10 protein-coding genes and 1 tRNA gene are annotated in these 12112 nt (G+C 64.1%); 4 read left to right on the top strand and 7 right to left on the bottom strand.

The window, feature by feature from the left end:
• The first annotated feature begins 541 nt into the window (after window positions 1–541).
• The 4 genes from ABD919_RS13040 to ABD919_RS13025 all read left to right on the top strand — a co-directional run bounded on the left by ABD919_RS13040 (window position 542) and on the right by ABD919_RS13025 (window position 4802).
• Window positions 542–1870: a DUF2254 domain-containing protein gene (locus ABD919_RS13040; RefSeq protein WP_345236458.1), complete on the top strand. Its 1329-nt coding sequence runs from the start codon at window positions 542–544 to the stop codon at window positions 1868–1870.
• Between the two features lie 183 nt (window positions 1871–2053).
• Complete coding sequence (locus ABD919_RS13035; protein WP_345236457.1) at window positions 2054–3379, top strand: DUF2254 domain-containing protein; 1326 nt, start codon at window positions 2054–2056, stop codon at window positions 3377–3379.
• A 113-nt stretch (window positions 3380–3492) separates the two neighbouring features.
• On the top strand, window positions 3493–4050 hold the full coding sequence (locus tag ABD919_RS13030) for a DUF421 domain-containing protein (RefSeq protein WP_345236456.1): 558 nt from the start codon (window positions 3493–3495) through the stop codon (window positions 4048–4050).
• Between the two features lie 17 nt (window positions 4051–4067).
• Window positions 4068–4802 carry a hypothetical protein gene (locus ABD919_RS13025; RefSeq protein ID WP_345236455.1) on the top strand — a complete coding sequence of 245 codons (735 nt, stop codon included), beginning with the start codon at window positions 4068–4070 and terminating at the stop codon, window positions 4800–4802.
• Window positions 4803–4815: 13 nt separating this feature from the next.
• Here the strand turns inward: ABD919_RS13025 and ABD919_RS13020 are convergent, their stop codons facing one another.
• From ABD919_RS13020 to ABD919_RS12990, 7 genes are all read right to left on the bottom strand, one after another.
• On the bottom strand, window positions 4816–6171 hold the full coding sequence (locus tag ABD919_RS13020; RefSeq protein WP_345236454.1) for a DUF389 domain-containing protein: 1356 nt from the start codon (window positions 6169–6171) through the stop codon (window positions 4816–4818).
• A gap of 127 nt (window positions 6172–6298) precedes the next feature.
• Window positions 6299–7207 carry a magnesium transporter CorA family protein gene (locus ABD919_RS13015; protein ID WP_345236453.1) on the bottom strand — a complete coding sequence of 303 codons (909 nt, stop codon included), beginning with the start codon at window positions 7205–7207 and terminating at the stop codon, window positions 6299–6301.
• 63 nt (window positions 7208–7270) lie between these two features.
• Complete coding sequence (locus tag ABD919_RS13010; protein ID WP_345236452.1) at window positions 7271–7681, bottom strand: hypothetical protein; 411 nt, start codon at window positions 7679–7681, stop codon at window positions 7271–7273.
• 188 nt (window positions 7682–7869) lie between these two features.
• Window positions 7870–8199 (bottom strand): four-helix bundle copper-binding protein, encoded by a 330-nt coding sequence (locus ABD919_RS13005; protein WP_345236451.1) that lies wholly within the window; start codon window positions 8197–8199, stop codon window positions 7870–7872.
• Between the two features lie 338 nt (window positions 8200–8537).
• Window positions 8538–10838 carry an NADP-dependent malic enzyme gene (locus tag ABD919_RS13000; RefSeq protein WP_345236450.1) on the bottom strand — a complete coding sequence of 767 codons (2301 nt, stop codon included), beginning with the start codon at window positions 10836–10838 and terminating at the stop codon, window positions 8538–8540.
• 204 nt (window positions 10839–11042) lie between these two features.
• A tRNA-Arg gene (locus ABD919_RS12995) sits at window positions 11043–11116 on the bottom strand.
• A 108-nt stretch (window positions 11117–11224) separates the two neighbouring features.
• A complete protein-coding gene (locus ABD919_RS12990) occupies window positions 11225–11944 on the bottom strand; it encodes a TVP38/TMEM64 family protein (protein WP_345236449.1) in 720 nt (239 codons plus the stop codon).
• Window positions 11945–12112: the final 168 nt, after the last annotated feature.

The raw sequence follows: 12112 nt of genomic DNA, 5'->3' as shown, positions 1-12112 counted from the left end.
TCCGCAATGCGGAATCAACAAATTTATAGGACAAGGAAGGGAATAAAAAGGCAGAGAATCTGAAATTTTTATAACTTTTCCCATGGTGCGTGTTTTGAGCTTAGACTGTAATTTCTAAATTCATGAATCCAGGTTCTTAGTAAGCATTAAAAGGCATGCTGCTCTCCTGAGTTAAATTGTACTTAACAGCGCGAGTAGCCTGGTGATACAGCCAGGCGGCTTGCGGCGTTTTCAGGGGCCGGGCTTTCCAGCGTCGAGCTTGAAAAGAAAAAACCGTGCCTGTTCAAAAGCATGAAAAATTCAACTTGTGCTTATGCCCGATAAACGAACTCAGGCGGGTAGCTATGTATAATTAGCCGTGCGCCGCGGGCTATTGTAGCGGTAATGTATTGGCCATGAAGGAATAAATACTATTCGTGGGCGGCAGGCCAGCATGCAAGTCCCTGGGGTGCGTGCGTACTTTCTGCGCCGGCTACCGTAGAAATACGTAGCTGGTATTCCGGCCCTCGACATCGTTTCAGCGAACCTGCCCGCTCTGCCTATGCCCCTGAACCGTCTTCGCGCCCTGTGGCTGAATCTCAACGCCAGCCTGTGGTTTGTGCCGACGCTGATGGTGAGCGGGGCCATTCTGCTGGCGTTTGCGCTGATTTTCGTGGATGTGCGCATCAGCCACGACTGGCTGCAGGAGTTCCCGATGCTGTTTGGGGCCGGCTCCGACGGCGCGCGGGGCATGCTCACGGCCATTGCCGGCTCCATGATTACCGTGGCGGGGCTGATTTTCTCCCTTACGCTGAGCACCCTGGCTCAGGTGTCGAGCCAGTACACGCCCCGGGTGCTGCGCAACTTCATGCGCGACCGGGCCAATCAGCTGGTGCTGGGCTTCTTCGTCAGCATTTTCGTGTACTGCCTGATTGTGCTGCGCACCATCCGCGGCGGCGACGAAGGCCGCTTTATCCCTTCCCTGGCCGTGCTGATGGGGCTGGTGCTGGCCTTGTTTAGCATCGGGGTGCTGATTTTTTTTATTCACCACATCGCCTCTTCCATTCAGGCGTCCAACATCATCCGCAATGCTACCGAGGAAACCGAAGCCGCCATCACCCGGCTTTTTCCCGACGAGCTGGGCCAGGAGGCCGATGCCAGCGACGCGCAGCAGCTGCTCGACCAGGCCGGGGAGCTGCACTGGCAGGTAGTGCCTTCCCGGAACAGCGGCTACGTGCAGAGCGTCGACGAAGAGGGGCTGCTGGCCCTGGCCCGCGAGCTGCAGGCGGTGCTGCGCATGGAGCACGGTATCGGCGGCTTTGTGGCCCGGGGAGCAGCCCTGCTGTCCATTGCCCCCTACCAGGGAGCGCCGCTGCAACTCACCGACGAGCTGCTCGAGCGCCTCAACGCCCGGTTTGGCCTGGGCAGCCAGCGCACCATCGAGCAGGACGCCGGCTTTGGCCTGCGGCAGATAGTCGACATTGCCCTTAAGGCCCTCTCGCCGGGCGTGAACGACACCACCACGGCCGTTATCGGCATCGACCACCTGGGCAGCCTGCTGGCCCAGCTGGCTAACCGCCGCCTGCCCGCGCCGCTGCGTACCGACCAGGACCGAGTGCGCGTAATAGCCGTGCGCCCCACGTTTGCAAAGTTCGTGGCCACGGCCTTCGACCAGATTCGCATCTGTGCCGATGGCAACGCGGCCGTGTACCAGCGCCTGCTCACGGCGCTGGCCATTATTGCGCAGCGCACCAGCATGCCCGAGCGCCAGCAGGTGCTGGAGCAGCAGCGGCGGCTGATTCTGGAAGCGGCCGAGCGCACGCTGGGCACGCAATACGAGCGGGAACAGGTGCGGAACCGGGCCGCCGAGGTACAGCAGCGCCGGGCGTAGCAGCTGCCCCGGCCAGCGCATTGCCTGACCTGAAGGCGGCTTTGATGGAGGCGGTTGGTGCTGTAATAGAGAAAGTAATTCATTTATTATGAGTTGGTTAACGGAGGAGGCCAAAAATGCTTGCGAGTCTGGACAAATAGCCTCGACAATAACCCGGCCGCGCAATGGGGAGTAGCTAACGGCATGAATCGATTCACCCGCTTCTGGCTGAACCTGAAAGCCGGGCTCTGGTTTCTGCCCGTCCTTATGGTGGGCGTGTTCCTGGGTTTGGCATTTGGCCTGGTGCAGCTCGACCAAAACATCAGCCACGGCTGGGAGCGCAACTTCCCCCTGCTGTTTGGGGCCGGGGCCGAAGCCGCCCGCAGCATGCTGGCGGCCCTGGCCAGCTCCATGATTACCGTGGCGGCCCTCATCTTCACCCTTACCCTGACCACGCTGGCGCAGGTATCGAGCCAGTACTCGCCGCGGGTGGTCTGGACGTTTATGCGCGACCACAGCAACCAAGCCGTGCTGGGCTCGTTTGTGGGCATTTTCGCGTACTGCCTGGTGGTGCTGCGCACCATTCGCGGCACAGGCAAGGAAGGCTTTGTGCCCTCGCTGGCCATTGCCTTTGCGCTTTTCCTGGCCTTGCTCAGCATCGGGGTGCTTATCTTTTTTATTCACCACATTGCCTCCTCCATTGAAGCCTCCAACATCGTGCAGCGGGTGATGCAGGATACCCGGGAAGCCATGCGACAGCTTTTCCCGACGGAAACCGGAGAAGATGCCGACGATGCCGAAGCCCGGCGCCTGGAGGAAGACGCCCCCGAGCGGCAGTGGCACACCATACCGGCCCTGGTAACCGGCTACCTGCAGAGCGTCGACGACAAGATGCTGCTGCGGGCGGCCCGCGACTACCGCTGCGTGGTGCGCATGGAGCTGGCCCTGGGCAGCTTCGTGGCCGAGGGCTCCCCGCTGGTTTCGGTGGCCTTTGAGGAGCAAGGACAAGGCCCGAGCCCCCGCGTGGAGCGGCAGCTGCACCAGGCCTACGTAATCGGCAACCAGCGCACCATCGAGCAGGACGCCGGCTTTGGCCTGCGGCAGATAGTCGACATTGCCCTCAAGGCCCTCTCGCCGGGCGTGAACGACACCAGCACGGCCATTATCTGCATCGACCACCTGGGGGCCCTGCTGGCTTATGTAGGCGGCCGGCAGTTTGGCAACCGGCTGCGCTCGGAAAGCGCAGAAGACCGGGTGCTGCTCATTGCCCGGCACCCCGTTTATGCCGACTACGTCACGACGGCCTTCGACCAGATTCGGCGCAGCGGCGCGGCCAACGTGGCCGTGCTGCTGCGCCTGCTCACCGCCCTCGAAACCGTGGTGAAGCGCACGCCCGCCCCGGGCCGGCGCCGGGTGCTGCGCCAGCAGTGCGAGCTGATTGGCACAACGGCCGAAAGCAAGCTCGAGGAGGCCTACGAGCGGGAGCAGGTGCGCCGCCGGATGGCCGACCTTCTGCCGCTGTTCGCGTAAAGGAAAGGCGGGCGCGGCCGGAGGCACTGCCGACCGGCCGAAAAACCCGGATATAGCACCCCGGGTGGGCGGCCGCCCAGGCGCTGCCCGGCTTCATTACACCCCTAAATGGCATGGAACACCTTTTCTTTAGCAGCTGGGCCAGCATCGCCCGCACTCTGATTGTCGGGGCCGCCGCTTATGCCGGCCTTATCCTGCTGCTGCGCGTGTCGGGCAAGCGCACCCTGACCAAGATGAACGCCTTCGACCTGATTGTGACCGTGGCCCTGGGCTCGACGCTGGCCACCGTGCTACTCACCAAAAGCGTGCCCCTGGCTGATGGGTTGGTGGCGTTTGGGCTGCTGATTTTTCTGCAGTTCGCCATTACCTGGCTGTCGGTGCGGGTGAAGGCGGTGGGCCAGCTGGTGAAGTCGGAGCCTACCCTGCTGGTGTACCAGGGCCAGTTTTTGCAGGCCGCCATGCAGGCCGAGCGGGTAACGGAGGCCGAAATTCTGGCCGGCCTGCGCGAAAAGGGCCTGGGCAGCGTGGCGGAGGCCGCGGCCGTGGTGCTGGAAACCGGTGGCGAGCTCAGCATCCTCAAAGACAGCGCTTCCGGGCCTCATTCGGTGCTGCGGGACGTGCGCGGCAGGCCCGATACAACCGTTGCGGACTGGAACAGCGAAAAGCAGTAAACCACCGCCTTATTGCCATGAGTCAAACTCAGCTCGTTTCCATGTGGCCGGTGCTGGCGCTGGCGCTGCTGCACCTGTTTGCCGGCCGCCTGGTGTTCTTGTCGGGCACGCCGCGCAGCATCTGGCTGTCGCTGGCCGGCGGCGTGTCGGTAGCCTACATCTTTCTGCACCTTTTCCCCGAGCTGGGGGCCGGCCAGGCCTTGGTGGAGGCCGCGGCGGGAGCTTTCGGCTGGCTCGAGCACCACGTTTACCTCATGGCCCTGACTGGCCTGGTGGTATTCTACGGCCTCGAGCGCCTGGTTACTACCCAGCGTCGACAGGCAAAAGCGGGGCCGGAGGCTGAGGCCAACCCGGGGGTGTTCTGGCTGCACATCGGCTCCTTTGCCATCTACAACGCCCTGATAGGCTACCTGCTGTACCAGCGCGAGGAGGAAGCCACGCGGCAGCTGCTGCTGTTTGCCCTGGCCATGGCCCTGCACTTTGTGGTCAACGACTTTGGCCTGCAGCAGCACCACGCGCAGGCCTACCGCCGCCGGGGGCGCTGGGTACTGGTGGCAGCCCTCGTGCTGGGGTGGGCCACCGGGCTGGTGGTGGAGCTGCCCGAGGCGGCCATTGCCCTGCTCACGGCCTTCATCGGCGGCGGCGTGGTGCTGAACGTGCTCAAAGAGGAGCTGCCCAAAGAGCGCGAAAGCCGCTACTGGGCCTTTCTGCTGGGGGCCTCGGCCTACGCGGTGCTGCTGCTGGCGCTGTAAAGCAGCCTCCGGGCTACTGCACCAGCAGCTGCACCCGGCGCTTGTCGCCCGCCCGCAGGCTGAGCCACTGCTGCAGGCGCTGCTGCTCGGCCAGGGGCAGGGGGCGGCGTGCCCGCACCGACACCACCACCACGGTATCGGCGCGGAGGGAGTCGGCCGCGGCCTGCACCACGCGGCTCAGGCCCAGCTGGCGCACGCTGGGGTGCTCCACCTGTACCTCGCGCAGGAGGCGGGCCGCCGCCGGCAGGCCCGTCGACAAAGGGCTGTCGGGAGCCGCCAACACCTGCTGCAGCTGGGCCAGACGGCTGTCGTAGCCGGCCAGGGTTTGCTGGTTGCGGCTATGCACGTCCTCCAGCAGGCTGCTGCGCAGACTCTGGGCATCGGCCGAGTCGAGGCGGGCCAGGCCCTGGCGCACGGTGAGGCGGGCATCGGTGAGGCGGTACTCGGGCAGTCGGCCCCGGGCCTGCCGCAGCTGGGCCGGCGTGAGCTGCTGCCCGGCCAGCAGCACGTTGATGGTGCGGGCGTCGGCATCGAGCCGGCGCGTGACGACGAAGGAGCCGGGCAGGTTGAGCTGCTCTTCCACGAAGCGCTGGGCGTTGTGGGTGAAGGTGGTGCGCCGCACGATGCCCGCCGCCAGGTACACGCTGGGCACGGCCGTGAGCAAGGCCACGGCCCAGATGCTGAGCTGCACCTGCCGCGCCCGGCGGGAGCTGACGAAGGTGTGCACCGGCAGCGGCAGGATGCGGGCTACCAGAAAGGTAGCCAGGCTGATGAACACGCAGTTAATAAAAAACAGGTACAGGGCCCCGAACAGGTACGCCCAGTGGGCCGTGGCCAGGCCGTAGCCGGCCGTGCACAGCGGCGGCATCAGGGCGGTGGCAATGGCCACGCCCGGCACCACGTTGCCGCGGGCCCGCCGGGTGAGGCCTACGGCTCCGGCCGCCCCGCCAAACAAGGCAATGAGCACATCCCAGGTAGTGGGCGTGGTGCGGGCCAGCAGCTCCGAGCCCGCATCGGTGAGCGGAGTAAGCCAGAAGTACAGCGCCGACACCAGCAGGCTGATGCCCGCCGCCACAAACAGGTTTTTGAGCCCGCGCCGGATAAGGGCCACCTCCATAGTGGCGGCGCCGAAGCCCACGCCCACAATGGGCCCCATGAGCGGGGAAATAAGCATGGCCCCGATAATGACGGCCGTGGAGTTGACGTTGAGCCCAACCGAGGCCACCAGAATGGCAAAGATGAGTACCCACAGGTTGGTGCCGCGGAAAGTGATGCCGTCTTCCACCCCGGCCACAATGGCCTCGGGCGTGGCCATGTCGTGCACCAGGTCGAAGCGCCAGCGCAGCCAGCGGAACAAGGTAATTTTCATAGAAAGCAGCAGGTGGAGCCCTGCGAGCCGACGCTCGGAGGCGCCTCAGTCGGCAGGGGACCAGCCCGGGTGGTTAGGCGGGGCAAAGTACTGCCCCCGGCCCGAAAAGCCCGGCGGTGGGCCCGGCCTAAATCCAGCCTTTGCGCTTAAACCAGACCCAGATGCCCAGGCCCACCAGCACCATCAGCACGAGCACGCCGGGGTAGCCCAGCTGCCAGCCCAGCTCGGGCATGTACTGAAAGTTCATGCCGTAGATGCCGGCAATAAACGTCAGGGGCAGAAAGAAGGCCGAGAACACGGTGAGCACGCGCATGGCCTCGTTGGTACGCTGCGACGACAGCGACAGGTAGAGGTTGACGAGGTTGGTGGCGGCGCCGTCCAGCTCCTGGTACAGGGTTTCGACGCGCACCTGCAGGTCCTGGGTGTCGTGCAGCAGGGTGGTGTCGCCGTTGGTTTGCCGGCGCAGCATAGCCAGCACGTCGCGCGTGAGCAGCAGCAGCTGCTTGGCCGAGGAGGCTTTGCGCTTCAGAAAGTACAGGCCCTGCAGGGCGTTGGGTACTTCCTGCTTCAGAAATATCTCCGACTCGTAGGAGTCAAGCTCCCGGGTGAGCAGCAGAGCCGGGCGCACGAAGGTGTGCAGGGCGTGGCGCACCAGGCGCAGGGCCAGCTCGGCCGGGGTGCTGCACTCGTGGGCGTCGGCCTGGTGCTCGTGCTTGAGCTCGGCCAGGAAAGGGTGGGCCCGGCGGTGCACGGTTATGAGCAGGTCGCGGGTGTAGAAGAGGGCGATTTTGGTGCTGATTTCCTGAATGGTGTCGGCCTCATGGCTTTCCGGGGCGTGGTACACCCGCACAATCACGAAGCTGATGCCGTGGCTGAACTCGAACTTGGGCAGGTGGTTGGGTTCCAGGCAGTCGAGCACCAGGGCATCGGGCAGCTGGTACTGCTTGGCCACACGTTCGAGCTCGTCGCGGCTGGGGTTGGTCAGGTCCAGCCAGGCAAAGCGGCAGTCTTGTTTGGCGAGGAAAGTCTCAATCATGCGCAGGAAGCATTGAGGACGGCAGTTAAAATGGCTACCTGCCTGCCCGGGCCAGGCCTTGCTTTACTGCGGGGTGCTTACCCAGGCCACGGCGGCGTCCATGTCGTCGAAGGCCTTCACCGTCAGGTAGCGGCGCAGGTCCTTCAGCACATGGTCGGTGTGCAGGCGGTTCTCGGGGGCGGGGGCAGGCAGCACGGCGTAGCGCGCCAGGGCCGACTCTTCCATGGTCTGGGGCAGCCACTCGTTCAGCAGCCACTCGCGGTCGGCTTCGGCGGGCGCATCGGGCATGGCGCGGTGGTCGGCCAGGATGCCCGTCAGGCGGTTGCGGCGCAGCAGGTTGCGGGCATGCACGTACAGGGCCCGGAATTCCAGGCTGCTGAGCTGCTTGCCTGACCAGTGCAGGTAAACGTAGGCCTTGGGCACGAAATCAACCGAGCCCACGGCATTGGCGAAATAATGACGAGTGGTTAGCACATGCAGTAAAGAAGGCGAAAGGCCTTCCATACGTGGAATCAAGCGGTTTGGCTGAGAAAGGGCCAGGCAGTACCCCCAAGCTCCTGCCTGCCAAGTTGGTTGGGGTTGATGAAAAGGCAGGCAAGGTGGGCCGCAGCCTGCTGTACTCGCCAGACCTGCCAATAGCCGGCCCGGCGAGTGCGGCTGGTTTAGGCTGCCATGGCCTGGCGGCAGGCTTCCTCGCAGCGGCGGCAGGCGGCGGCGCAGGCCTGGCAGTGCTCGTGCTGGTGCTGGCTGCACTCGTCCCCGCACAGGCGGCAGATTTCGGCGCACTCGCGCATCAGGTGCTGGGCATGGGCCGAGCCCCGGGCCAGGAAGCGGGCCGTCAGAGCGCAGATGTCGGCACAGTCGCGGTCGAGGGCGATGCAGGCGGCCATCATCTTTACATGGTCTTCCTGCAGGCAGGCCGTGGCGCAGTGTTCACAGGCAGCCACGCAGGCGGCCAGGGCGTCGAGCAGCTGTTGATTTTGCTGGTGCATAGGACAAAGGGGTAAAAGTGTGGAAAAGGAGTAAGCATAGCTTTACCCGCTGCCTGAGTAAAAGGTTGGCTGCGGCAACTACGCTCTGGCTGATGCATGGCCTTTCCGGAAAGAAAAAAAGAAGCGCTAACAGGTCGGCCTGCCTGTTAACGCTTCTTCTACAGCAACTCCCAAGTCGGTGTACAGGCTTTGTTCTACCGTCCGCCTCACCCCCCGCCCCCTCTCCGAAAGGAGCGGGGAGCCGGTCTGGAAAAACCGTACAGCAACCTGGGATGCGCACTAAACAGAACCAGAAGAAGCCCACTCCGGCTGCAGGAACAGCGCGCAGCCAGATGGTTTTACGTCCGGGCCGGCTTGCTCAACGCTTTTTCATTTTCCTGGGCCTCCACCACGGCTAGGGCCACCATGTTCACGATTTCGCGCTCCGACGAGCCCAGCTGCAGTACGTGCACGGGCTTGCGCACCCCCAGCAGAATGGGGCCGATGGCCTCGAAGCCGGCGGCAGACCGCATCAGGTTATAGGCGATGTTGGCGGCCGAGAGGTTGGGGAAAATCAGGGTGTTGGCACCTTCCTCCACCAGCTTGCTCAGCGGGTGGTTTTGCCGCAGCAGCTCGGTGTCGAAGGCCAGGTGGGCCTGAATCTCACCGTCGACCAGCATATCGGGGTGCTTTTCCTGCAGCAGCTGCACGGCCCGCTGCATCTTGCCGGCGTCGGCGCCCTTGGCGCTGCCGAAGTTGGAGTACGTCACCAGCGCAATGCGCGGCTTGATGTTGAAGCGCTTCACGGCCCGGGCCGTCATCTCGGTGATTTCCACCAGCTCTTCGGCCGTGGGGTCGATGTTGACGGTGGTGTCGGACAAAAACAGGGGCCCGCGCTTGGTGAGCAGGATGTACATGCCCGACACGTTGCGCACGCCGGCCTCGCGGCCGATGACGTGCAGGGCGGGCCGGATGGTGTCGGGGTACTTGCGCGTCAGGCCCGAAATCAGGGCATCGGCCTCGCCGGTTTCCACCAGCATGGCCCCGAAGTAGGAGCGGCGCGTGCGCATCAAATCCAGGGCCTCCGGGGCGCTGATGCCCTTGCTGTGGCGCTTCTCGTACAGGGCGTCGGCAAAGCGCTGCACGCGCTCGGCCTGCTCCTCGGCGCGCGGGTCCAGAATCGGCACGCCGCGCAGGTCGAGCTGGTGCTGGGCCTGCAGCTCCTCAATCACGGCGGCATTGCCCAGCAGCATGGGGTGGGCAATGCCTTCGTCGCGCACCTGCTGGGCGGCCTTCAGCACCTTGAGGTTTTCGGCGTCGGCAAACACGATGCGCTTGGGGTTGGTCTTGGCTTTGTCGAGGATGACGCGCGAGATGCGCGTGTCCTGCCCCAGCCGGCGCGCCAGCTGGCTTTCGTAGGCCGGCCAGTCGGTAATCGGGGCCTGGGCCACGCCCGATTCCATGGCGGCGCGGGCCACGGCCGGGGCCACCACCGCCAGCAGACGCGGGTCGACGGGCTTGGGAATGATGTAGAAGCGGCCGAACTGCAGGTTCTCGGTGCCATAGGCCATGTTCACGGCGTCGGGCACCCGCTTTTTGGCCAGGGCGGCCAGGGCGTGCACGGCGGCCAGCTTCATGGCCTCGTTGATTTCGGTGGCCCGCACGTCGAGCGCCCCCCGGAAGATGTAGGGAAAGCCCAGCACGTTGTTCACCTGGTTGGGGTAGTCGGAGCGGCCCGTGGCCATAATCAGGTCGGGCCGCGCTGCCACGGCTTCCTCGTAGCTTATTTCCGGCGTGGGGTTGGCCATGGCAAACACAATGGGGTCGGCGCCCATGCTGCGCACCATGTCCTGCGTTACCACGTTGCCCTTCGACAGGCCCACAAACACGTCGGCGCCGGCAAAGGCCTCTTCCAGCGAGTGCAGGTCGCGCGCGGTGGCAAACAGCTGCTTGCGCTCGTCGAGGTCGCCGCGGTCGGCCCGAATCACGCCCTTGCTGTCGCACATCACCACGTTTTCGGCGCGGGCGCCCAGGGCCAGGTACAGCTTGGTGCAGGAAATGGCCGAGGCGCCCGCTCCGTTCACCACAATGCGCACATCAGCAATGTTCTTGCCCACCAGCTCCAGCGCGTTGAGCAGGGCGGCGGCCGAGATAATGGCCGTGCCGTGCTGGTCGTCGTGCATCACCGGAATGCGCAGCTCCCGCTTCAGGCGCTCCTCAATCTCGAAGCACTCGGGGGCCTTGATGTCTTCCAGGTTGATGCCGCCGAAGGTGGGCTCCAGCAGCTTCACGGTGCGCACAAACTCGTCCACGTCCTTGGTATTCAGCTCCAGGTCGAACACGTCGATGTCGGCGTAAATCTTGAACAGCAGGCCCTTGCCCTCCATCACCGGCTTGGAGGCCTCGGGGCCGATGTCGCCCAGCCCGAGCACGGCCGTGCCGTTGCTGATAACGGCCACCAGGTTGCCCTTGGCGGTGTACTTGTACACGTCGTCGGGGTTGTCGGCAATGGCCAGGCAGGGCTCGGCCACGCCGGGGGAGTAAGCCAGCGACAAGTCGCGCTGGGTGCTGTGGGCCTTGGTGGGCACCACTTCGAGCTTGCCCGGCCGGCCCTGGGCGTGGTAGGCCAGGGCTTCTTCGGGGCGGATTTTCTGGAGCATGATGGGAATTTTGAAAGCGGTGCCGGCACTGCCAAAGTGCAGCCCCGTAGGTTGAGGGGGTGCAAGCTAGCTCGTCTGTTCGAAATTGGCGGCGCAGGCCAGCCTACCCGCCCCAGCAGATTTCATCATGCGAAGCCCTGCCCGCGTCATCTTGCGGGTGAAAAAACAAAAAGGCCCTCAGCGTGCTGCTGAGGGCCTTTTCTGTGGTCGCATAGGGAGTCGAACCCCAAACCTTCTGATTCGTAGTCAGATGCTCTATCCAATTGAGCTATGCAACCAGTTCCCGTGTTGGGACTGCAAAGGTAAGAGGAAAAATTCCGCCTTCACAAGCCTTGCTTCGCCTTTTGGGGCAATATTTTTTTCGGCAGTGGGCAAGGTGTTAAAAATCAACGGGCTTTTTTTGCGTCGACGCCGCGCTGCAGGGCTTTTTTCAGGGCGCGGTTGAACACCACGTACAGGCCGCCCAGCGAGGCCACGACCAGGCCCACCACCACCACTTTGCCCAGCGTGCCGCCGTCGGGGTCGCGCAGCAAAGCCAGCACGTCGGAGGCTTTGGTGCCCAGCCAGTAGAAAAACAGACTGCGCGGCAGCATACCCACCACCGAGGCGGCCAGAAAGCGGCGCCGGGCCACGCCCACCATGGCCAGCACAAAGGTCATCAGGGCGAAGGGCAGCACCGGCGAGAGGCGGGTGAGAATAATCAGCTGCCAGCTTTGCTGCTGCAGCTCGTCCACTACGGCGCCGGCCTTGGGGAAGTGGTGCATAAAGTCGCGCAGCTTGCCGTGGTCGAGGCGCACGGCCAGCTCGTAGCCGATGGCCGAGGCCAGGGCGTAGGCCAGCACCATGCCCGCCAGCCCGCCCCAGCCGAAGTAGTAGCCCGTTACGATGGCCACCACGGTAGTCGGCGTGAAGGCAAAGGCCATGGTGAAGGCAATGACCACAAAGTATAGCAGCACCTGACCAGCGCTGAGATTTTGCAGCAAGTCCTGATACTTGTACAGCAGGTACAGCAGCGACGACGAGCCCAGCAGCGGCACGGCCACCAGCAAAAACATGGTGAGCAGGGTGGAGAAGTTCTTCTGAAAAAGCTCGCGTAGAAAATTCATAGTGCAGGCAGCAGGAGGAGGGAGGCAAAGCTAGACCATAGCCCTGCCTTCCCAGCAAAAAGGCGTAAGCAGGCCGCCACCCGGGTAGCAGCCTGCTTACGCCTTTTGTGCCTCATTGGGCTGACTTGGCACCGCAGCTAGCGCACGTCGCAGACGCGCGCTAGCAAG

This window comes from Hymenobacter saemangeumensis, from assembly GCF_039541835.1.
GTDB classification, from domain to species: Bacteria; Bacteroidota; Bacteroidia; order Cytophagales; family Hymenobacteraceae; genus Hymenobacter; species Hymenobacter saemangeumensis.
The sequence above is the reverse complement of the archived record's forward strand: the minus strand, read 5'-3'. Positions and strand labels throughout refer to the sequence as shown.

Bases quoted from the DNA above. Each gene is read 5' to 3' on its own strand.
- ABD919_RS13020 (WP_345236454.1), bottom strand. From the start codon at position 6,171: ATGAAAATTACCTTGTTCCGCTGGCTGCGCTGGCGCTTCGACCTGGTG.
- ABD919_RS13025 (WP_345236455.1), top strand. From the start codon at position 4,068: ATGAGTCAAACTCAGCTCGTTTCCATGTGGCCGGTGCTGGCGCTGGCG.
- ABD919_RS13000 (WP_345236450.1), bottom strand. From the start codon at position 10,838: ATGCTCCAGAAAATCCGCCCCGAAGAAGCCCTGGCCTACCACGCCCAG.
- ABD919_RS13015 (WP_345236453.1), bottom strand. From the start codon at position 7,207: ATGATTGAGACTTTCCTCGCCAAACAAGACTGCCGCTTTGCCTGGCTG.
- ABD919_RS13040 (WP_345236458.1), top strand. From the start codon at position 542: ATGCCCCTGAACCGTCTTCGCGCCCTGTGGCTGAATCTCAACGCCAGC.
- ABD919_RS12990 (WP_345236449.1), bottom strand. From the start codon at position 11,944: ATGAATTTTCTACGCGAGCTTTTTCAGAAGAACTTCTCCACCCTGCTC.
- ABD919_RS13030 (WP_345236456.1), top strand. From the start codon at position 3,493: ATGGAACACCTTTTCTTTAGCAGCTGGGCCAGCATCGCCCGCACTCTG.
- ABD919_RS13035 (WP_345236457.1), top strand. From the start codon at position 2,054: ATGAATCGATTCACCCGCTTCTGGCTGAACCTGAAAGCCGGGCTCTGG.
- ABD919_RS13005 (WP_345236451.1), bottom strand. From the start codon at position 8,199: ATGCACCAGCAAAATCAACAGCTGCTCGACGCCCTGGCCGCCTGCGTG.